Here is a 22775-nt window from a genome sequence, read left to right on the forward strand (position 1 = left end):
ATATACGAAATATTACTGCCTTTGATTCAATATTAGAATATATCGAGTATATATAGTTTTTTTCAAACTTTCTTATTTGAAGAACTGAGGTATTTCGTATTTTCAACTCATATTTATTTAACCTATTTTGTCCAGTGAGAGTTCTTGAGTAATTATTAGGAATAATATTTATATCATCAGAAGAATAAGAATATAGAGAGCTGTTATTACGAAAAATATTGGTCAGGTTAATATTGTCAATGATTAAACTAATGATAATTTTTCTAGAATTTAGTTTTAACCCGCTGATAGTTAGAATCCTGCTAGAAATCCAAACTCGATCTTTTTTATCAGTGAATTCCAATTTAGAAAATTGAAACTGCTTATACATCTTACCACTTTGTAGACTAGATGCTATTTGCTCTTGTTGTTCATATAAAACTTTCTGCTCAGAATAGCTAATTTCCTTCTCAACATAGAACTCTAACTGCTTGTTCTCGTTAAATTTTAGCTCGCCACATAAATTATCATAGCAGATACTATCTTTATCATTATTTAATTGATAGATTTTGCCATTAGTTATCGGCCACACAAAATTATAATTTAAAATATCTCTTATTTCTCTTACAGTCAGCATGTTTTACCCTACCTATAAGCGCGCAGGGTGAGCTAGCGGATGCGTAACTCACCAAGTCTAAAATTAACACAATCAAAAAAGATGGGTTACCCTCTCAAATGCTTCTTAAACAAGTGATCAAATATAAACGGGCCAAATGGCAAGAAAGATCCAACTACACCTGCAGGCAGTGCCCGTAGGGGCATTTTTATTTTGCTCGCTGTGATGATCAGCACTATGATATAAGCAACGAATAGTATCCCATACAATGGGCCGACATAACTCACTGCTTCAGGCATACCCAGCATATATTTTAATGGCATGGCGATACCCAGCAACAGTAGAAAAGACGTGCCTTCTAAATAACACATAATGGTTAATTTCTTGAGAGCAAAATTTTGCTTTTCAGTTAGAGTATGCAAGGGAGGTGTCTGAGCTTGCGACACTTTGTAATCCTTTTGACGATCATTAATAAATATTAAACTTCAATGCTAACCTCGCGGATGATGCTCCGCATGCAATTTCTGCAATCTCGCTGTCGCCACGTGGGTATAGATTTGCGTGGTTGATAAATCACTGTGCCCAAGTAATAACTGTACGCTACGAAGATCAGCGCCATGATTTAGCAAATGCGTGGCAAAAGCGTGGCGTAGCGTATGCGGTGACAATTCTTTATCGATACTGGCGACTTTGGCGTATTTTTTAAGCAAATACCAAAAGTTTTGCCGCGTCATATAGCCACCTTGCGCCGTTAAAAACACCGCTTGGCAATTTCCTGATTTCAAATGAGCAATCAAGTCTCCACGAGCATGAGACAGATAATCTTCCAATGCATCCGCTGCATATTCGCCGAGGGGCACCAGTCGCGTTTTATTGCCTTTACCCGTGATTTGTAGCCAACCTGAGTTTAGATTCACTTGTTCTAATGAGAGATTAATCAATTCACTCACACGCAGACCGCAGGCATATAGCACCTCTAGCATGGCTTTATCACGGAGTCCTAGCGCAGTGCTAGTATCAGGCGAGGCAAGTAGATTATCGACATCCGCCTCAGCCAAATCTTTCGGTAGTGGTCGTCCGAGCTTTGGGCTTTTGACACGTTCGCAAGGGTTGTCTTCACGCAGATTACTGGCAATCATCCATAGATAAAACTGACGCAAGCTTGAGAGCATGCGTGCTTGGGTACGTGGGGTTTTGCCTTCTTGAGTAAGGCTTGATAAGCAGTGCAGCACGTCATCAGGCTGCCAGCGAGTCAAGGCAACAGGATTGGTCAGCTCGCAGGCACGCAGGTCGCGGACATATGCATTACGAGTACGTGTGGCAAGCCCTCGCGCCAGCATGGCTTGACGAAACTCTGTCATATAACTGGGTTCGTCATCTACTGCCAGCGCCTTAGGTTGGCGCTGTTGCACGGCACGATCACGGCTCATAATTCAATACTCGACGGTTGACTGTTAGATAAGCGTTAAACACCATAACGAGGTGACTTCAGCACTGCGCGCGACATGCAGAGGGTCGCTATCATCTTGACTACGACCATGCTTAGGTTGGGTGTCCAGACGATATTTTACTGACAATCCAGCATCGGCAAACAAGCTCAATAATTCATCACGAGTGCGCAGTTGCAGGTGCTCAGCTAAGTCCGACATGATCAACCATAGCTGTCCATGCTCAGCTAAGTGCTGTTTAGCACCTTGTAACACGCCGCGTAGCATCGCGCTCTTGGCATCATAGACAGCATACTCAAGAGATGAGCTTGGCTTAGCAGGTAACCAAGGCGGATTACAGACAATCAGATTGGCGAGTGGTGCGTCAGTCGGATACAGATCCGCTTGCTGTAACTGTACGGCAGTTAGTTCTAAGCGTGTAAAGTTCTCGTTGGCACAGGCCAAAGCACGTGGATTTAAATCTGTTGCGATTACTTGTGGAACACCGCGCTGCGCTAAGATGATCGCCAGTAAGCCCGTTCCAGTACCGATATCATAGGCGACATCACAGGTGTCTGGTAGCGCCGCATCGAGTAATAGCTGTACATACTCATGACGAGTTGGTGCAAAGACACCATAATGCGGAAAAATGGATAACCCTAAGCTGTCTATCGGGACGCCTTTTTCGCGCCATCCTGCTGCGCCAAGTGCGCCTTGCAAGTCACGAAACGACAGTACACAAGATGTGTCCATCGCTGTATCTAATGGGCCAAAAGCGGCTGTACAGGCGGCGCTGACATCAGGTGCGCGGCGTAGTTGGCTGACATAATTGGCATCGAGCTCTAGTAGCAGGCGGCTCAATATACGTGAGCGCTGGGCTTGCAGTTGGCGCTGCTGATGAAATAAGTTGGGAATGCCTTGAACACTTGCCGCATTAGGTTTATTTGCAGCTTTTTTCATTTTACGTAGCTCAGAGCGTTCGTTCGTACGATCTATACGGCGACCGAGCGCCTGTAATAACTGGCGTGCATTATGAAAGTCACCGCGCCATAGCAGTGATGTACCCTCGCAAGCTAAGCGGTAAGCATCATCTGCGGTCGTTGTATCATCGACCAACACAATGCGCGCAGGTGGCATATGATTGCTTTCAGACAACCAAACAGCATTATGTAGAGTCTCGTTTTCTTGCCACTGTACATACTGCTTTTCTGTTTGTAACACGTAATAGCCTACCTTTTGTGAAAGATACTTTGCTTAGAGTGCAAAGATATCTTTATATTGTTTATTGCGCTGTCAATGTTCTGCTGTGATCAATGCTTTACTGTGGTCAATCGAGTACATTTAAGCACTTTTTTTCTTAACCAGATAGCGATAAAGCGTCACACTCATAGGTGCGGTATTATCGCTATCAATGGTTATTTCATCAGGATCGACATTTAAATTCACATTTTCCGCGAGCGTTTCTTGAGTCAACAGTTCATGACCTAGATGACGACAGAAATTAGGGATATCGCGTGTCGTAGCAGGGTCGGTGGCTAGTATTTCGATCACCTCGCCACTGTCTGCTTTGCGTATGACTCGATGTAGCATCATCACAGGCTCAGGGCAAATAAGCCCTTGCGTGTCTAGATGATGGTTAATAGAGGTATCTGTTGTTGAAGTTGTCATAATTATACTTAATTAATCTAAAAATTTAATAATGGATAATTTGTTTACGCGCCTGTCAGGAGTCAGGACGTACTTTCTGAGTTTTCTACACTATCTGTCTCTAGCACTTCGTCTGTCTCTAGCGCTTCATCAGTATCAGGCAAGTCAGCCACTTCTAAAAAGTTAAAAAACCGCTTGAAACTCACTTTGAATAAAAAAGCCACACCCAACCAACAGGACAACCCCAACCATGCAGTGTCAGCGAATAATAACCCACCAATCAATATGATGGTCGATACACCGATACTCATAGCAATCATCGACGGCTGGTTTAAGCGATAGCGATAAACGACTAGAGCATCATACAGGGTAATAGGAATCGTGAGCGCAACCAAAGCATAGGGCAGGTTATAAAATAACTGATAAAGCAATTGATTGTCATGAAAGGCTTTAATACTAGCAATGGTGCCAAAGACCATAAACGCAAAGATAGCAGCATAAATGAGATAAATCGCTATTTGGTTTGCTCGTTGTGCGCCTTTGATGCGAGCGATGGCAAGCGGAGCAAAACCATGTTGCGATTTATTTTGCGTGGATTGGTCTGAAACAATAGTCATAATAATCAGTCATTTATCCGTTTAGATGATATAGTCAATCCACTATAAAAGAGTTACAGCGTTAACCTCACTTGAAGTATTATATATACATCTACGCTCGGTTTCCTTGTAACGCTTTCAAATTGGATTAACTATATAGCAGAAATGGGCAGTATTCGAGTAGCAAGCTGATTGCTTAGCCAAACTGATTGCTTAGCTAAACTGATAATTGTTAAGCTAATCGGCTTTGATTGCATCAATGGCGATACTGCTAGTTGGATCAGCAAAATACGTCGACATTAGGATACAGGCAGAGATATCATCAATCGGGTCGCGCTCATGTTGAATCCAGCCATTTTCCCACGCTATTTCACGCGCGGCAACTGAGGTTAAGCGCTCATCACAGAGTGTGACGACTACTGGCAGGTGCTGTTCCATGACTCTGTGCGCTAGACGACGGGCGAATTTGTGCGCGCGCTTAGACAACATTGAGCTGCTACCATCCATATTAAGTGGTAGACCGACGACCACTTTTGAGACCCCCCACACTTTGACAATACCCAGTAGATTGTCCCAATCTGGTTGACCATTATTCATCGCTAAAATATCAAAGGCACGCGCTGTCTCGGTAATGGTATTGCCAAGTGCCATGCCCATTTTTTTGACGCCATAGTCTAAGGCTAAAACAAGGTGCGGCTTAACGGTCGCTTCAGCAATGCCCGTCTCAGTCTCTATTGAATTGATGCTATCTGTTATAAGGGTGCTATCTGCCATAGTAACGGATGTATCCTATTTGGGTTTTTTATTTCTACGTTTATAGAATATATGAGGTTAAGCGTGACCGATATCACTGCTTAGGTAGTCAAAATTGATCCCGATTTTATCAGCGGCTATTTGCCAGCGCTCTTCAAATGGCGTATTGAATAATAAATTTAAGTCAGCAGGGCAAACCAACCAATCGCCATTATTCAATTCTTGCTCTAACTGCTTCTTACCCCAACTGGCATGACCCAAGCACAGCTGATAGTGACCGACGCCTTGACCTGCGGCGATACGTTTCAGAATATCTTGACTGGTAGTAATGCAGACGTTTTCTGATATCGCAAAAGAAGACGCCCATTCTGGCTGACCTGTATGCAAAACAAAGCCAACTTCCGGGTACATAGGTCCACCTTCTAACGCCACATCTTCCATCACTTGAGGGTTAGTGACTTCAATACTGAGGTCTTCCAACAGCTTACCCACTCGTGATTGTTCCAACGGACGATTGACCATCAGACCGAGTGCACCATGCTTATCATGACGACAAATATAGATTAGCGCCTGCTCAAACCTTGGGTCTGACAACTCTGGCGCTGCGATTAAGAAATGGTGAGTCAAATTGGCTTTAGACATAGAAACAAATGAAACCTAACGATAAAGGTGAAAGACCACTATATGGCGATAGCGAGCAAAAAATCAACTAAAGCAAATATTTAGCCATTATGAGACGTTAGTGAGTGATACTAATAATATTAGTGACGAGCCACCACCTGTTACTTCACATCTGTTAATAAGCTGCGGGCATGGTCACGGGTAACATCAGTGATGGTCACACCGCCCGACATACGTGCCAGCTCATCGACTTGGGCGTTGTCTGTCAAAATCAGCAGCTCACTTTGGGTTTGTTCATTATGATGCTTTTGTACCAATATATGTTGATGTGCTTGCGCGGCTACTTGTGCTTGATGGGTGATGGCCAATAACTGTTGCGTACGGCCCAGCTCGCGTAACAGCTCGCCAACCACTTGCGCGGTGCCACCACTGATACCGACATCGACTTCATCAAATACCAGCATTGGCTTGGCCGCGTTATTGTCCGCATTGGTGGCTTGTAGTACTTGCATGACCAGTGCCATCCGCGACAGCTCGCCACCTGACGCAATTTTGTGTAGCGGCTGCATCGGCATACCGACATTGGCGCTAAATAACAAGTCAATATCAAAGCAGCCTTGGGCATTATATTGGCTAGGATCTGATTTTTCGGTAAAGACAAACTCGCAGCGAGCATTGGGTAGCGCAAGCGGTTGTAGTTGTTTTATTAGCTGTTTAGTGATGACGGGCGCTGCTTTTGAGCGTTCTTTATTTAGCTTAGTGGCTAGCGTTAAATATTCTTGCCAAGCTTGCTCAATTTGGATAGCCATGACATCGCTGCTAGGTTCATTTTCTAACTGCTCCAATTGCGCTTGCCAGTCTTTTGCTTCATCGATTAAATCGCTAGCTGGGAGGCTATGCTTACGGGATAGGCGATGACCCAAGCTGATAAGACTGTCTAATGTCTGTAAGCGTTCAGGATCAGGTAGCTGCTGCTCAGCGTAGTCTGATAGTAATCCTGTCACTTCAGTGATTTGCTGTTGTGCTAAATGCAGCTGTTCAGACGCTTGTTCAAAGGTCTGGCTCACGCCCACTTGATTGTCGCAGAGTTTGATTGCTTGTCCTAATAAGGTCATGACATCCGGCTCATCGGTATCATTATCGAGTAGATGTAAGCCATGACTGGCCTCTTGCATCAACGATTCTATATTAGACAGTTCTTCGTGCTCTGCTTCAATTTCCGCGTAATCAACTTCTAATAACGGTGCGATATCGGCGAGTTGGCTTTGTAACAGCTCAATGCGATCTTGGCGCTGGGCTTCACGACTGGCTATGTCATCAGCACGGCGCTTGAGCGTTTGATAATGCTGATAGCTACTGGTAGTTTGTGCTGCTAATGGAGTGACTTGCGCCATTTCATCGAGCCATTGCACGACGAATTGTGGTTTGAGTAAGGCTTGCTGAGCATGTTGACTATGGATATTGACGAGTAACGCACCCAATGTCTTTAGCTCAGCCAGGCTGACTGGCGACCCATTTAACCATGCTTTTGAGCGACCGTTATTACTAAGCTGACGGCGAATCAATACTTCTGGCTCTTCTAGCGCTCTATCATTTTTAGCGAACCAATCAGCAATGACGGTATTGTTTACTACATCAAATTGCGCATAAATATCTGCATGTGCAGCACCATGTCTGACCATTGCGCTGTCGGCCCGCTCGCCTACGCATAACGATAATGCATCCAATAATAGCGACTTGCCCGCACCTGTCTCACCAGTGATGACATTGAAGCCCTCAGCCATACTTAGCTCGTGCTGAGCAATCAACGCAAACTGATGTAAAGTTAATGATACTAGCATCAACGCCTCTCATGATAGACAATAAAACTGACCTATAAAGCTGGACAGTTATATCTAAAATCGGATGAATAAGAAAAAACTATTTGGTTAATATTACCAAGGTGGTCGGCAAATATTATGGTGTTAAATGCAGCTAAATACAAATCTTAATGGTAGTGAATACAATAAATTTAGAAAGAGATATCATCATAAAATTTATAAAAACTAGTGGTTAATCTTCATCATAGCATGGCTAATATTAACCATAAATTGAATAAGTTAGCCAAATAGAAACCAGCCATTATCATCAAAAAATTAGCAGTCAAGAAGTTTAAAACTAGCTATCAGCCAAAATTTTCCTAATCGCTTTAACAAACTTTATAGATATAATGTGGTAGCATAATCTCACATAATGATAAACTCTTACTATTAAGTTTTATGCTTTATGTTACCTGACAATGAGTCACAATACCTTCAAATGAAGCAAGTATAGTGCTAGCGTCAGGCAGGTCGGTCATTAGGCCAATTCGTCTTTGTAAAGTCTGTTCCTATAGTTAGAGTATAGGTTCGAACTTCAAAAAGGTAGAAACTAGAGTGCATACTTCCAAGGATATACATTTTAGTTATACTTAACTCAGTTACTTATTTTTTAGTTTTGCAATAATTATTTGATAAGGAAGCCACTATGACAGCGGCGCAATTTACTAACGTAACAGTTAATGCCCAAGCAACGGTATCGTATGATGGTCGTTGTTCTAGCCATACTATTATGTTCGAAGATGGTCGACATAAGACATTGGGTGTGATTTTACCTTGTGATAATTTGGTCGAGCACTATCACTTTAGCACTAATACCTCCGAACGTATCGAAATCACTAGCGGCGAATGCGAAGTCAAAACCAATGGTGAAGAAGAGTTCAGCTACTACCGTGCAGGTCAATCATTTGTCGTTGAGGGTAATAGTGGTTTTAATTTACGAACAGAAGAAATTGTGCAATATGTTTGTCACTTAGAAGGCTAATTTGGTTGGTAAGACAGTTGGTTGAGCTTAGTGCTCTTAACACGCTATTTGCTAATCACCCAAAAGAAATAAACGATATCTGATGGGTATTGTTTATTTCTTTTTTTAATGCTTTAACCCTTTTAACCCCAATGCCTTGCTACAATTATATCTCTAATTGATTTTTTTTGTTTTATCGCATCAGGCGTTAACTATCTTATAAACAACCACTTAATAATCAGTAGGCCTATTATGGCAAAACCTATTTATTTCTATGGTATTCATGCGATTGATGCTTTGCTCGAATATCGCCCGCTCGATGGACTTAGCTTATTTGTACAGCAAGGGCGAGAGACTGACAGTCATGTACAAGCGATAATGGCAGCGGCAAAAGATAATGGTATCAGCATCCAACCGACGCAAAAAGACAAGCTGACGCAATTGTGTGGTAGTCCACAACACCAAGGCGTGGTACTAAATGCTCGTCCACTAGGCTTCGCTAGCGAAGGTTTGCTTGATACTATTGTTGGACGTGAGCAGTGCTTGTTATTAGTCTTAGATCAAATTACAGACGCACATAATTTTGGTGCTTGCTTGCGTACTGCCGTAGCGATGGGTGTGGATGCAGTGGTATGTCCAAAGCATCATGCTGCTAGCTTGACACCGACCGTGGCCAAAGTATCAGTAGGTGCTGCGGAGATGATGCCTATCATTAATGTCACCAATCTGGCACGCACGCTGTCACAAATCAAAAGCGCAGGTGTGTTCGTGTTTGGCACGGCTTTAAATGCAGATGCGAAACCGATACATGCTGCAGACCTAACTGGTAAGACGGCAGTCATTATGGGTTCAGAAGGAGAAGGGATGCGCCGCCTGACAATGGAGAGCTGTGATGAGCTGGTTTATATTCCAATGTCTGGCAACGAGCATGGCAACTTGCAAAGCCTAAATGTGAGTGTTGCTACTGGTATGGCGTTATACGAAGTCAATCGGCAGCGAACTTTAGCTGCTGGGCCAGTATAAGATACTCTTGATGTAAGGGCTCTAGCTGTGAATATAGAGCCGCAAGGTCACTTTCGTTTAACACCACATCATCAGCATGACGATTACGCTCTTCGCGGCTCAGTTGGTTAACCATAATGGCTTTAATTTTTTGTACACTTTGCTCATCACGCTGACTGGCACGTAACAGCTGTGTGTCTTCGGTAGCATCCATCACTAAAATGCGTTGGCATAGATTAGCGAGCCCTGCCTCGGCAGCTTCGATGAGTAGGGGTGCTGATAAAACCACATAAGGTGAGGTGCTAGCTGCCAACTGGGCTTTGGCTGTTTCACGTATCGCTGGATGAGTGATTGACTCTAACTCAATCAATGCTTCAGGATAGGTGAATACGTGCGTTCTTACGGCAGCTCGATCCATCGTTCCATCACCATTCAACACCCAGTCCCCGAACTTCTTTTGGATTTTTTGTAGGGTTGAGCTGCCTTTGGCAACAATGTCATGGGCAATTACATCGGCATCAATAATATCAATACCTTGTTCAGAAAACCAAGCGCTAGCAGCAGACTTGCCACTTCCGATACCACCCGTCAAACCAACTACTAAGGCCTTTCTGTTGGTTTTTTGGCTTTGTGGTAGGTGTGAATAAGATGAAGAGGCAATCGTGTGTGTGGACATAATAATGACTTATTTGGTTAATTTGGTTAATATAATAAAGATGGTTATAAATAGAAAACTGACGGTTTGTAGCAATAACTTAGTTAAGAGTACATGGTTAAGGATACATGCCTAGGTACCAGTTGACGATTTCTGAGCCATACAACAAAGCAATGATACCCGCAATCGCAATGTAAGGGCCAAAGGCGAAAGGCTTACTCTCACCCTGCTGTCTCATTAGGATAATCCCAACCACTGACCCTAGCAATGATGACAATAGAATAATCAATGGCAGCATCATGGGTCCAAGCCAAGCACCCAGTACAGCTAACAACTTAAAATCTCCCTGCCCCATACCGTGTTTCTTCGTAATAAGATAAAACACCTTCACCACTATCCATAATGATAAAAACCCAAGCAGCAGTCCCCAAATTGACTGTGTTGGCGAGACAAACCAGCTTTGTGAGTTCACTGCTAACCCCAAACCTGCTAGTGGAAACGTTAGGCGGTCGGGTAGTAGCTGAGTATCAAAATCAATGCCTGTTAACGCAATAAGCGTCCATACTAAAATCAACGCTGACAACCCAGCGGCATTAACTCCAAATTGATAAATGACGAGTATTGATAGTAGCGCAGTGACCAGTTCAACGATAGGATAACGTAGGCCAATAGCTGCTTTACAGTCTGAGCAACGTCCACGTAATACTAACCAACTTATTAGGGGTATGTTTTCATACCACTTTATTTTATGAGCACAATGAGGACAACGTGAGGCAGGTCGACTCAAAGTGATAGGCTGGTCAGCAGCGACGATAGTGGTTAAGGGCTGAGTATGTTCTTGCGGCATGTCTACTTGTTCAGACATAAACTGGCTACATTCTTGTCGCCAACTATAGATCATCATGAGTGGTGTACGGTGAATCACCACGTTTAAAAAGCTGCCAACACAAAGACCTAATAGCCCAAATACGACTAAAGCCATAGTCGTATTGTCTTGCAGTAACTGTATAAATTGCATGAAATAGCAGTCCTTGAATTCGCTTTTAACCTACCACAGCGCCCATTTGGAAAATTGGTAAGTACATGGCAATGACTAAACCACCAATTAATACTCCTAATACTGACATGATTAAGGGCTCCATTAAACTGGTCAGTCCATCTACAGCATTATCCACTTCGTTTTCATAATAAACAGCCACTTTGTCCAGCATATCTTCTAAGCTACCAGACTCTTCACCGATACCGACCATTTGAATGGCTAGACTTGGGAAAAGGTTGGTTGAGCGTATGGAGAATTGCAATTGCTGACCAGTGGAGACGTCATTTTTAATTTGTTGAGTGGCGTTATAAAACACAACATTGTTGGTAGCGCCAGCAGTAGAGTCAAGCGCATCAATAAGGGGTACACCAGCGGCAAAAGTAGTCGATAACGTACGAGCAAAACGAGCGATAATCGCTTGATAAGCAATATTGCCAAATATTGGTGCTTTCAATGTGGCGCGATCTAAAAAATCACGGAATTTTTTAGATTTTTTCTTAGCTTCTGAGAAACCAATGATGGCACCGCCAATAAGAATGATAAGTATAAACCACCATTCCTGCATCCATTCTGACATACCTACCACCATTTGGGTAAAGGCTGGTAGTTCTGCGCCAAAAGATTCAAATAATCCGGAAAACACAGGTACAACTTTAACCAAAAGAATAATGGTAACAATAATAGCGACTACAATTACCGCAATCGGATACTTCATGGCTTTTTTAATCTTAGCCTTTAACAGCTCACTTTTTTCTTTGTAAGTTGCCACCCTTTCAAGCATGGTTTCAAGAGAACCTGATTGCTCACCAGAATCGACAAGGGAGCAAAAAAGATCATCAAAGTAGCGTGGATGGTTGCGTAAGGCAGAAGCAAAGGTGCCACCTGCTTCGATATCTGATTTTATTTGCAAGACCAAGTCTTTCATACTAGGATTGTCAAGTGAATCGGCGACAATCTCAAAAGATTGTGTCAGCGGCACACCTGCTTTCATCATCGTTGCTAGCTGCCGAGCAAAAATAGCAATATCGATGGGTTTAATAGGTTTTTTGAAGGTGTAGAGGGGCTTGGGCTTTTTCTTAATGCCTTTGACAGAAATACCTTGTTTACGCAAAGTCGCTTTTGCTAGCTCTAAACTGCGACTGGTGGTTTCTCCTTTTACTTTTTGTCCGCGTCGGTTTACCCCGTCGTAGACAAAGTCTAACAGCATGTCGGTCTTCGCTTTTGCCATGTTACTACCCTCAAATATTGTCTAATATAGATCTTGCAAAGATGTATAACGATGCCTGACTCATTATTGCAAAGCGGCATACTTTATTTTAACGTAAAAAGCCAGTATATATCTGTTTTATATTTAAGTATATCTAGTACGAAATATTGCTGGTTTATAAAAATATAAATATTTAGTGAATAGCTATGAAAAATAACGGTGTTGGTACTCTTTTAAGAATGGTTACTCAGAGGTCACACGCATCATTTCTTGAATACTAGTGACGCCTTGTAACACCTTTAAAATACCAGAGCGGCGTAAGTCTCGGAAGCCATTCTTGATGGCTGCATCCTTGATATCTATCGCATTACCATCTTCCATAATAATTCGTGAAATATCTGGACTCACTTTCATTACTTCATAGACACCCACACGACCTTTGTAACCTTCACGGCATTCATTACAACCTACGGGCTCATAAATAACGTTGTCTGGATCATCTAAATCGACTTCAGTAAAGCCAAGTTCAAGTAGGCTTTGTCGAGGAATATTAATAGGTTTTTTACAGTTTTTACACAAACGACGTGCCAAACGTTGGGCAATGACTAAATTGACTGAGGTTGCGATGTTAAAAGAAGCCACACCCATATTACGTAAACGTGTCAGCGTTTCAGGGGCTGAATTGGTGTGTAAGGTTGACAGTACCATATGGCCTGTTTGTGCTGCCTTAATCGCAATTTCAGCAGTTTCAAGATCTCGAATCTCACCAACCATCACAATATCGGGATCTTGACGTAAAAAAGACTTAAGGGCATTGGCAAAGGTGAGGCCTACCTTGGGGTTAACATTGACCTGATTGATGCCTTCTAGGTTAATTTCGACCGGGTCTTCAGCGGTTGAAATATTGGTTTCTCCAGTATTTAAGATATTAATACCTGTATAGAGTGATACTGTTTTACCAGAACCAGTCGGTCCAGTAATCAGTAACATTCCTTGAGGTTTATGCAATGCTTCCAAGAACATTTCTTTCTGATCCGGTTCATAACCCAATGCTTCAATGCCAAGCATGGCTGATGAAGGATCCAAAATACGTAGGACGATTTTTTCACCAAATAAGGTTGGTAATGAGTTTACCCGAAAATCAATCGCTTTGTTTTTAGAGAGCTTAAGTTTAATACGTCCATCCTGCGGTATACGGCGTTCTGAAATGTCCATTTGTGACATGACTTTTAAGCGCGCAGCAATTTTCCCCGCTAGCTGTACTGGAGGACTGGCCATTTTTTGCATCACACCATCGACACGAAACCTTACTCGATACGTTTTTTCATACGGTTCAAAATGTAAGTCAGAAGCCCCCATGCGAATAGCATCAACCAACATTTTATTAACAAACTTTACAACGGGTGCTTCGTCAACGTTATCGGTTAGTTTGGTTTCACCATCACTGTCCTCATCTTCTTCACCCTCTTCAAACCCAATGTTCAAGTCGCCATCTGAGAAACTGTCAAAATCTTGCATCGCATCGGCATATAGGCTTTCAATACGTTTTTTTAGCTTATCTTCTTCGACGACGATGGTTTCAATAGATAGACGAGAATTAAAGGCAATGGCATCAATTGCATCGACACGAGTGGGGTCGCTGAGTGCAACAAATAAACGTTGCCCTCGTTTAAATAATGGCAAGGCATTAAATTTACGAACAATTTTTTCATCCACCAAGTCTTTTGGAACGACATCAGTATTTAAAACATCAAGATCAAAGAGAGGATCACCAAAAGCTTGTGACAGCATCTTAGCAAGATGATAGGCATCAGCCAATTTATTATCTACTAGGTAAGGTACTAAGCCTATTTGCTGCTGCTGTGACTCAGTCTGCGCGACTTTCATGTTCGCTTCGCTAACGATACCATCACTGATGAGCTGATGGGCTAAACCGCCATATTTGTTAGATGTGATAGACATTACGACCTCTCCTTAATACTAAGTATGCTTTATTTTTTTGAAAACTATATACTATTTATAGTCTTTAATAGACATATTTTATCAATCATCGATAGTCTTTGTGCTGTTACTAATGAAAGTATAGTCAGAGCACTGCTACAGCGATATCCATCCCTATCACTAAACGTACTACTTATAGGAATTATAGTCGGCGGCCTTGCACCCTTTTGGGGACGAGCCTTAGATTTCCTTTAACTATAAATAAAAAATGCCTTTACAGGAGGTTTAATAAATAGTTGCTTCTAATAGCCTATGTTACCGTTGATTTAGTGTGCTAGATTACTGACAATGTTTTAGGTGAAGACCTTATTATAGAGCTTTAGTTTAGGACATGTTGAACATTTGACCAGTAATACTGATAATGACTATCTATGAATGTTTAACACACTAGTTGCAAAAAGTTATATAGACCATTAAGTAGCCAACAGGTAAACAGTTACAGCTTATAATAATGTCAGTTGCCCTTGTATTTTAAAAGTCTATTTTTTGGTGGCGTTAGGATACTATAGCACTTGAGAATTATTTGTTATACTGCCACGCACATTAGCCGAATTGGCAGGAATACATGAGACAAGGTAGATGAGTATGCAAGCTTGGGTAATAGGTAATTGGAAACAGAATCCAGCAACAAGTCGCGATGTCGATACATTATTAGAGGATTTGTTGACGACGATATATGCTGATACAAAATTTTCAAGCAATTGCTGCAACTTAATGGTGGCACCAAGCGATATTCATTTGGCAGCAGTTAGTGCTCGTTTGAAAGATACGTCTGTGCTGTGTAGCGCACAAGATATTAGTGCTCATAGTGCAACTACCGGTGCATATACTGGTGATTGCTCCGCACAACAAGTGTTTGACGCTGGTGCAACATGGACGATACTTGGTCACTCTGAGCGCCGTCAGTATCATCAAGAATCTCAAGAATGCTTATTGCAAAAAATGACTCACGCATTCACACAAAACTTGGGTGTAGTATTTTGTATTGGTGAAACTCAGACACAGTATGATGCGAAACAAACGCTTGACGTCATTGATACTCAGCTATCAGTCATTAAAGATTTACTGGATCAACAACCAGATATTGCCGTTTCATTAGCAGAGCGTCTAATCATTGCTTATGAGCCCGTTTGGGCGATTGGTACTGGTAAAGTACCTACTGTGGATGAGGTTAGTAAAACCCATCAACATATAAAACAAACGGTTGCAGGCTTTGCTGACAACTTGGAAGAAATGACGGTTTTATATGGCGGTAGTGTCAATGCTGATAATGCGGATAGTTTTGCTTTAGACTCAATGATTGATGGTGCATTAGTTGGTGGCGCCTCATTAAAAGCAGAGAGTTTTATAGCGATTGCCAAAGCTTTTAGCTAAGCTAATACTGAGTTAAAAAAGTAGGTTTAACAGTACCCTTGCAATCGTGTACAATGCGCCTTATTTATATAATCGATTTAGCGTCATGACACGCTGATTGTTATTTTTATTAAACTTAAGATTTATTTTTCCGTTATCCGTCGTCATTACGCGGCAAAAGAGGCCACCATGTTTACGTTTATATTAGCCCTGCATATTATCGTGGCGATTGCTATGATCGGCTTGATTTTGATACAGCATGGCAAAGGGGCAGATGCTGGAGCTTCTTTTGGTGCTGGCTCATCAGGTACGGTGTTTGGTGCGGCAGGAACTGCCAACTTTTTAACGCGTGCGACCGCTGTTTTAACAGTGATATTTTTTATCACTAGTATGACGTTAGCTGTGCATGCACGTAAGCAAGCCGAAGATCAGTTTCGTTTAGATGCGCCAGTTTCAGCACCACAGACACCGCGCCCATTGACTCAAGATTCTCATTAAATATCTTTTGAGCGTGTAGCTCTTGCTATTTTGATACGTTAGATTTACAATGCTTTTCTGTTTTTACGAGTCTTTATCTATCGGTGCCTACCTTAAGCATCTATTACAGTAGATGAGATATTGAAAACACAGTAGTAAAAATGCGATTGTGGTGGAATTGGTAGACACGCCATCTTGAGGGGGTGGTGGCGCAAGCTGTGGGGGTTCAAGTCCCCCCAATCGCACCAATTTTTAATACGCAGCACAGCGTAAGGTTTTGTTTTATAGTTATCGATTGCTTTATTTGAATTTATTTTAAAATAAACATTGACACTTATATGAAACCTCTATAGAATGTGCGTTCTAGATTGATGCGGGGTGGAGCAGTCTGGTAGCTCGTCGGGCTCATAACCCGAAGGTCGTTGGTTCAAATCCAGCCCCCGCTACCACTTTTTATACTGATGTTTTGTACACTAAATTTGTCAGTAACTATTAGCCCACCATTATGCTTGTGGGTTTTTTTGTATCTGACTATCAGTGTTATCGCGCGCGCTATCCTACTTATGTTAAGCTCTAGTTCTATAGAGTACGCTGCCATTTATTGTAGCTTGTCGTTACTCAGCATTCATAGAGTGATGTTTCCTAAGCATACTATCTCTTATTCCTTATTCTTTTATTGATAGTACTGCTTTATGAATAATAAAAGCATTATCCGGCTGAGCTTGATATTTTTAAACTTATATAAATAAATGAGATACATAATAGTACACTTGTGATATTAAACAATATTATGATGGTGTCATCCACTACATGACGGTTTACACCAAATACAAATAAGAGATAACAGACAAATTCAATACGGTTTATTAAGTACGATAGATACGTGAATAGGAAGATATAAATAGATTATGAAGCTTTCGACCAAAGTTGCAGAACTGACTAATATTATTGCCCCTGCAGTCGCCGCTTGTGATGTGGCGCTATGGGGTATAGAATTTGCGCCACAGGGACGCCGTTCTTTGCTACGCATTTATATTGAAGCGTTGCCAGAAGAGCAAGCTCAAGATAAGCAGGTAACCATTGAAGACTGTGCTGCAGTAAATCATCAAGTAAGTGGCATTCTTGAAGTACATGATCCAATTGCTGGTGAGTATATTTTAGAAGTGTCTTCACCAGGGTTTGATCGTGCTTTCTTCTCAGATGAGCAGATGCATGGGTATGTCGGTCAGACAGTTAGCTTACGTTTGATACAAGCTATTGGTAATGGTGACCAAAAACGTCGTAAAGTGACAGGTACTCTAGACAGTATTAATGAAACTTCTTTACAGTTGACGGCCGCTGATAGTGAGCAGTTTGAGATTGCATTGAGTAACATAGATAAAGCTAATTTAATTTATGAAGATGCTTAACAGATTAGAACGTTTACTTTATAAATATGTTTAGTTTGATGTCACCGGCAGCTTATAACAAATCGAGATTTAAATATCCATACAGCGTAAATCTTACGGTGGACATATAATATTAATACTCAAATTATAAAATTTAAGTCAATTAAAAAATGATAGGACAGGTATAGCATGAGTCGTGAAATCTTAACGGTAGTAGAAACTGTCAGTAATGAAAAGGGCTTAAATCCTGAAGATATCTTTGAAGCCATAGAAGACGCTCTAGTGGTATCTACCAAGAAAAAAGTATACACCGAACAGCCAGAAGTGGCCGTACGGGTAGCTATTGATCGTGCAACTGGCGATTACGATACTTATCGTTACTGGACCGTGGTTGCAGATGAAGACCATGAGATGCCTGCTTGCCAGCTAGCGATTACTGATCTGGACCAAGAAGAGTGGTCAATTGGTGATGTAAAAGAAGAGCAGATCGAATCGATTGAGTTCGGTCGTATTGCTGCCACGCAAGCCAAACAGGTCATTATCCAAAAGATTCGTGAAGCTGAGCGAGCGCTTGTTGCTGATGCTTTTGAGCCACGCATTGGTGAAATGATGTATGGCGAAGTCAAAAAACAAACACGTGATGGTTATATTATCGATTTGGGTGACAATGCCGAAGGTTACTTGTCACGTGATCAAATGCTTCCGCGTGAGCAGCTACGTGCAAAGTCACGTATTAATGCCATCCTATATCATGTAAACCGTGAAAACCGCGGCGCCCAGTTACTACTCTCTCGTACTCATCCTGAAATGCTATCGGCATTGATGCAAAAAGAAGTACCTGAGATCGCTGAACAAATTATTGAGATTCGCAATGTCGCGCGCTTACCAGGTACTCGTGCTAAAATAGCAGTTAAGACCAATGATCATCGTATTGATCCAGTCGGTGCTTGTATCGGCATGCGTGGTACTCGTATCCAGGCAGTACAACAAGAGCTTGATGGTGAGCGTATCGATGTCGTGGTTTGGTCAGACGATCCAGCCCAATTTATCATCAGTTCTCTAGAGCCAGCTGACGTTAGTAGTATTATTTTAGATGAAGATACTCAGACTGCTGATATCATCTTTAGTACCAATGACCAATTAGCACGTGCTATTGGCTCACAAGGCCAGAACGTACGTTTAGCCTCTGAACTAACAGGCTACAAGCTTAATATGATGCTAGAAGAAGAGTATCAGCAGCGTCAACAAAACGAATCTAAAGCGTTTATTGAACTATTCTATGAACGTTTAGAGGTGGATAAAGACTTAGCTCAAGCGCTTGTCGATATTGGTTTCACCAGTATCGAAGAAGTGGCTTACGTACCAGTTGAAACTTTTTATGACATCGAAGGTCTAGACGATGAAGCGATTGAGATGATTCAAGAGCGTGCTAAAGAAGTAGTCATTGCTGATGAGCTAGTCAAACAACAGAACATGAAAGAGCCAAGTCAAGAGCTACAAGATCTTGAAGGTATGACAGTCAGCTGGGCTTATAAAATGGCACAGAAAGATATTATTACCGTTGATGATTTGGCAGAACAAGCAGTCTTCGATCTAGAAGATATCGAAGGTTTAGACTCTGAAACCGCAGGAAAACTCATCATGAAAGCTCGGGAATCTTGGTTCAATGAATAAGCGGTAACTGCATATCGCTGTCTTTTGGTGATATGCTATCGATATAAAGTGCTGGTATGAATGTAATACAAATACCAGCCTTAACCCAATCATTTGTAGCCAACAACTGAATTGAACATATAGCAAATAATAGACAGTAGGTGATAATAAATGGCAGATAAGACCGTCAAAGAACTGGCAGATATGGTAGGCAAAACTACAAGTGCTGTAAAACAGCAACTGGTAGATGCTGGACTACCTGCTCGTGCAGAGGATGACCTAGTCTCAGAAGTTGAGCAAGAGAAGTTGGTGACGTATTTAAAGCAAAGTCATGGTCAGCAAGAAAAGCGTCGTATTAGTCTTAAGTCTAAAACGACTAGCACTGCTCGTGTGACTGGCTCTTCAGGTAAATCTAAGAGCGTTAATGTTGAAGTACGTAAAAAGAAGGTCTTTGAAAAGCCTGATCCTGAAAAAATGGCTGAAGAATTGGCTGCGCGTGAGCAAGCGATGATTGAGTCGCAGGAACGTGCTGCTAAAGACGCTGAAGAGCGTGCTGCTACTAAGAAAAAGGCAGAAGAACGTCAAGCGGCGACCTTAGCTGCGATGCGTGCAAGTTTGGGTTCTGGCAAAAAATCAGACGATAGAAATGACGATATCTCAACGTCAGTCGTTGTGAAAAAAGGTGGCAAGGCAGCTGTTGAAGTCAAGCCTAAAGACCAACCGAAGAAAAAAGTCGCTGCAACCAAACCAAAAGTTGAAACGGCAACTGAGCGTAAAGCTCGTGAGGCTCGTGAAAAAGAAGAAGCTCGTCTACGCGAAATCGAGACTGAAACACGTCGTGTGCAGGCTGAAGAAGCACAGAAGCGTACACTTGAGCAAATGCGTAAAATGGCTGGTAAATATACAGATCGTGAGCCTGTTACTGAAGTTCGCAAAGATGAACCGTTGGCAGAAGGTTTGGTCGGTGATGCACTAGAAGAGTCATTCGAAAAAGAGCGTCGTGAAATCAAGCGTGGTGCAAACAGCACTGGTGCACGTGGTCGTCGTCGCAAGAACCAAGATGAGCGTGAATTTAAAAACCGTAAAAATGGATTGCGTTCAAGTCAATCAGGGCAGCATAAATTTGAAAAACCGGTTGAGAAAATCGTTTATGACGTTGAGATTAGTGAGCATATCACTGTAGCAGATCTTGCTCAGCGTATGGCAGTCAAAGCCCGAGAAGTGACTAAATTACTGATGAAAATGGGTGAGATAGCACGCGAGTCAGACACCATTGATCAAGCGACAGCAAGTTTGCTGGTTGAAGAAATGGGTCACAACCCAGTACCTGTCAGTGATACAAAAGTTGAAGATGACTTGCAAGATGCGGTCGATGAGCGCAGCAGCAATGTGCAAACACGTCCACCAGTCGTGACTATTATGGGTCACGTCGATCATGGTAAAACATCATTACTGGATAAAATTCGTGAAACAAAAGTAGCAACTGGTGAAGCGGGTGGTATTACTCAGCATATTGGTGCTTACCATGTTAAAACGGAACGTGGTGTCATTACATTCCTAGATACTCCAGGTCACGCAGCATTTAGCGCGATGCGTTCACGTGGCGCTCAGGCAACGGATATCGTTGTACTAGTAGTGGCAGCTGATGATGGTATGATGCCACAAACAGCAGAAGCGATTGATCATGCTCGCGCTGCTGGTACGCCAATTATCGTCGCTATCAACAAAATGGATAAGCCAAGTGCTGATCCTGACCGTGTTCTTAATGAGTTGACCACAAAAGAAGTGGTATCAGAAGAATGGGGTGGTGATACACCAATGGCACGTATCTCAGCCAAAACAGGCGAAGGTATTGATGAACTATTGGATTTTATTAGCTTACAAGCTGAGCTGATGGAATTAGAAGCACCATTAGACGGTGCTGCACAAGGTGTTGTCATTGAATCTAGACTAGAAAAAGGTCGTGGTCCAGTTGTCAGTGTCTTAGTGAAAAAAGGTACATTGAAGCAAGGTGATTTGATCTTAGCCGGTGAACATTATGGTAAGGTCCGTGCACTGACAGATGAGAATGGTCAGCGTATCAAATCAGCGGGTCCTTCTATCCCTGTAGAAATCTTAGGTTTACCTGAAACACCTGCCGCTGGTAGTGAGTTCTTAGTCGTAACTGATGAGAAAAAAGCACGTGAAGTGGCTGACTTTAGAGCCAACCGTGAGCGTGAGCGTCAACTTGAACGTCAAAATGCTATGCGTTTAGAGAGTATGTTCGATCAGATGGAACAAGGTGATGTGTCATTCTTGAACATCGTATTGAAAACGGATGTACGTGGTTCGCTTGAAGCATTACTTGCTGCTCTAAACGAGCTATCAACTGATGAAGTTAAAGTCAGAGTGATTAGTTCAGGTGTTGGTCCTATCTCTGAGTCTGATGTCACGCTTGCAGAGTCTAGTGAGGCAGTACTATTAGGCTTCAACGTTCGTGCAGATGCGACCGCACGCCGTAAAGCAGATACGGCTAACATGGATATTCGCTACTATAGTGTTATCTATGGCCTAATCGATGATGTGAAATCAGCCATGAGTGGTATGTTAGCTCCTGAACATCGTGAGAAAATCCTTGGCGTTGCAGAGGTTCGTGAAGTATTCCGCTCTAGTAAGTTTGGTGCAGCTGCTGGTTGTATGGTGGTTGAAGGTACAATTTATCGCAACAAACCTATCCGCGTATTGCGTGAGGATCAGGTTATCTTTACAGGTCAGTTGCAATCATTACGTCGCTACAAAGAAGACGTTAATGAAGTACGTACTGGTATGGAATGTGGCCTAGCGGTACGTGGTTACGATGTCGAAGCTGGTGATAAGATCGAAGTCTTTGAAATTCAAGAATTCGCACGTACTATTTAACGTTCAGGTACTATCTAACGTTATTGTCTGATAGTGAGGTATATAACCATGCAACGTGCTTAACGGGCTGTGCATCTTAATACCTCTTCACTATCAAGCTTTACTTAGGCCTAACAGGTACACCCTGCTAGGCCTTTTTTGACAAGTATTAATCTCTAAGTTTTTTAAAAGATATGTATTAAGGTCTGTTGAATATTCAAATATTAAGACTGCTAATCAATAAAAATAAGCCATATCAAATTAAGGTAATAAAATGAACCAACGTTTACAACGCTTAGCCGATCAAATACAGCGTGAGCTTGCTGTTCTTATCCGCGATGCAGTTAATGATCCTCGCCTGACTGGTTTTGTCACTATCTCTAGTGTCAAAGTTAGCCCGGATTTAGGATATGCCGACGTCTATGTCACCATTATGGAGCCTGAGCTCAATGATGCCATGACCAAGACGAATCATGAAGAAAGTATTAAAGTGCTTAACAAAGCTGCGGGTTTCTTACGTACTGAACTAAGCCATAGTTTAAAAACACGTACGACACCGCGCTTGCGTTTTCATTATGATGAAGTGACAGCTCGCGGTAATTATATGATGGATTTGATTAATCAGGCCGTCACTAAGACCGAAAAAAATGAGAATGATGAGTAA

21 protein-coding genes and 2 tRNA genes are annotated in these 22775 nt (G+C 42.1%); 10 read left to right on the forward strand and 13 right to left on the reverse strand.

What is annotated here, in order from left to right:
* The 9 genes from ACT3SX_RS05720 to recN form a co-directional block, all read right to left on the reverse strand.
* Positions 1-616: hypothetical protein (locus tag ACT3SX_RS05720; RefSeq protein ID WP_444753511.1), on the reverse strand; the 616-nt coding region annotated here is incomplete at its 3' end.
* A gap of 86 nt (positions 617-702) precedes the next feature.
* Positions 703-1041, reverse strand: coding sequence for a DUF3817 domain-containing protein (locus tag ACT3SX_RS05725; protein ID WP_318779506.1), 339 nt, complete (start codon positions 1039-1041; stop codon positions 703-705).
* Positions 1042-1086: 45 nt separating this feature from the next.
* Positions 1087-2025 carry a site-specific tyrosine recombinase XerD gene (gene xerD, locus ACT3SX_RS05730; RefSeq protein ID WP_192518363.1) on the reverse strand — a complete coding sequence of 313 codons (939 nt, stop codon included), beginning with the start codon at positions 2023-2025 and terminating at the stop codon, positions 1087-1089.
* Between the two features lie 24 nt (positions 2026-2049).
* Complete coding sequence (locus tag ACT3SX_RS05735; RefSeq protein WP_192518362.1) at positions 2050-3243, reverse strand: methyltransferase; 1194 nt, start codon at positions 3241-3243, stop codon at positions 2050-2052.
* A 120-nt stretch (positions 3244-3363) separates the two neighbouring features.
* Positions 3364-3690: a sulfurtransferase TusA gene (gene tusA, locus ACT3SX_RS05740; RefSeq protein ID WP_192518361.1), complete on the reverse strand. Its 327-nt coding sequence runs from the start codon at positions 3688-3690 to the stop codon at positions 3364-3366.
* 62 nt (positions 3691-3752) lie between these two features.
* Positions 3753-4286: a hypothetical protein gene (locus tag ACT3SX_RS05745; RefSeq protein ID WP_192518360.1), complete on the reverse strand. Its 534-nt coding sequence runs from the start codon at positions 4284-4286 to the stop codon at positions 3753-3755.
* Positions 4287-4502: 216 nt separating this feature from the next.
* Positions 4503-5039 (reverse strand): Holliday junction resolvase RuvX, encoded by a 537-nt coding sequence (gene ruvX, locus ACT3SX_RS05750; RefSeq protein ID WP_192518359.1) that lies wholly within the window; start codon positions 5037-5039, stop codon positions 4503-4505.
* Between the two features lie 57 nt (positions 5040-5096).
* Positions 5097-5660: a YqgE/AlgH family protein gene (locus ACT3SX_RS05755; RefSeq protein ID WP_192518358.1), complete on the reverse strand. Its 564-nt coding sequence runs from the start codon at positions 5658-5660 to the stop codon at positions 5097-5099.
* A 140-nt stretch (positions 5661-5800) separates the two neighbouring features.
* On the reverse strand, positions 5801-7480 hold the full coding sequence (recN, locus tag ACT3SX_RS05760) for a DNA repair protein RecN (RefSeq protein ID WP_192518357.1): 1680 nt from the start codon (positions 7478-7480) through the stop codon (positions 5801-5803).
* 664 nt (positions 7481-8144) lie between these two features.
* On the opposite strand from recN, the gene ppnP reads away from it, so the two are divergent.
* Positions 8145-8480: a pyrimidine/purine nucleoside phosphorylase gene (gene ppnP / locus ACT3SX_RS05765; RefSeq protein ID WP_192518356.1), complete on the forward strand. Its 336-nt coding sequence runs from the start codon at positions 8145-8147 to the stop codon at positions 8478-8480.
* Positions 8481-8711: 231 nt separating this feature from the next.
* Positions 8712-9482, forward strand: coding sequence for a 23S rRNA (guanosine(2251)-2'-O)-methyltransferase RlmB (gene rlmB / locus ACT3SX_RS05770; RefSeq protein ID WP_192518355.1), 771 nt, complete (start codon positions 8712-8714; stop codon positions 9480-9482).
* Here rlmB and coaE read toward each other — a convergent pair.
* The 4 genes from coaE to pilB all read right to left on the reverse strand — a co-directional run bounded on the left by coaE (position 9445) and on the right by pilB (position 14324).
* A complete protein-coding gene (gene coaE, locus ACT3SX_RS05775; RefSeq protein ID WP_192518354.1) occupies positions 9445-10137 on the reverse strand; it encodes a dephospho-CoA kinase in 693 nt (230 codons plus the stop codon). The genes rlmB and coaE overlap by 38 nt on opposite strands.
* A gap of 97 nt (positions 10138-10234) precedes the next feature.
* Positions 10235-11134, reverse strand: coding sequence for a prepilin peptidase (locus ACT3SX_RS05780; RefSeq protein WP_192518353.1), 900 nt, complete (start codon positions 11132-11134; stop codon positions 10235-10237).
* 25 nt (positions 11135-11159) lie between these two features.
* Complete coding sequence (locus tag ACT3SX_RS05785) at positions 11160-12383, reverse strand: type II secretion system F family protein (RefSeq protein ID WP_192518352.1); 1224 nt, start codon at positions 12381-12383, stop codon at positions 11160-11162.
* A 222-nt stretch (positions 12384-12605) separates the two neighbouring features.
* The gene (gene pilB / locus ACT3SX_RS05790; RefSeq protein WP_192518351.1) at positions 12606-14324 is read right to left on the reverse strand and encodes a type IV-A pilus assembly ATPase PilB; all 1719 of its coding nucleotides are present in this window, start codon (positions 14322-14324) and stop codon (positions 12606-12608) included.
* A gap of 624 nt (positions 14325-14948) precedes the next feature.
* Here pilB and tpiA point away from each other — a divergent pair.
* From tpiA to ACT3SX_RS05830, 8 genes are all read left to right on the forward strand, one after another.
* The gene (tpiA, locus tag ACT3SX_RS05795; RefSeq protein WP_192518350.1) at positions 14949-15737 is read left to right on the forward strand and encodes a triose-phosphate isomerase; all 789 of its coding nucleotides are present in this window, start codon (positions 14949-14951) and stop codon (positions 15735-15737) included.
* Between the two features lie 168 nt (positions 15738-15905).
* A complete protein-coding gene (gene secG / locus ACT3SX_RS05800; RefSeq protein WP_192518349.1) occupies positions 15906-16214 on the forward strand; it encodes a preprotein translocase subunit SecG in 309 nt (102 codons plus the stop codon).
* Between the two features lie 142 nt (positions 16215-16356).
* Positions 16357-16441 (forward strand) — tRNA-Leu (locus ACT3SX_RS05805).
* Positions 16442-16565: 124 nt separating this feature from the next.
* Positions 16566-16642: transfer RNA gene (locus tag ACT3SX_RS05810), tRNA-Met, on the forward strand.
* Positions 16643-17101: 459 nt separating this feature from the next.
* Positions 17102-17602, forward strand: a complete 501-nt coding sequence (gene rimP, locus ACT3SX_RS05815; RefSeq protein ID WP_192518348.1) for a ribosome maturation factor RimP — start codon at positions 17102-17104, stop codon at positions 17600-17602.
* A gap of 168 nt (positions 17603-17770) precedes the next feature.
* Positions 17771-19255 (forward strand): transcription termination factor NusA, encoded by a 1485-nt coding sequence (gene nusA, locus ACT3SX_RS05820; protein ID WP_192518347.1) that lies wholly within the window; start codon positions 17771-17773, stop codon positions 19253-19255.
* A 150-nt stretch (positions 19256-19405) separates the two neighbouring features.
* Positions 19406-22132, forward strand: a complete 2727-nt coding sequence (gene infB, locus ACT3SX_RS05825) for a translation initiation factor IF-2 (RefSeq protein ID WP_192518346.1) — start codon at positions 19406-19408, stop codon at positions 22130-22132.
* Positions 22133-22385: 253 nt separating this feature from the next.
* Entirely contained in the window at positions 22386-22775 is a 390-nt protein-coding gene (locus tag ACT3SX_RS05830; RefSeq protein ID WP_192518345.1) for a ribosome-binding factor A, read from the forward strand.

The organism is Psychrobacter sp. AOP31-B2-9, from assembly GCF_052378005.1.
Lineage (GTDB): Bacteria > Pseudomonadota > Gammaproteobacteria > Pseudomonadales > Moraxellaceae > Psychrobacter.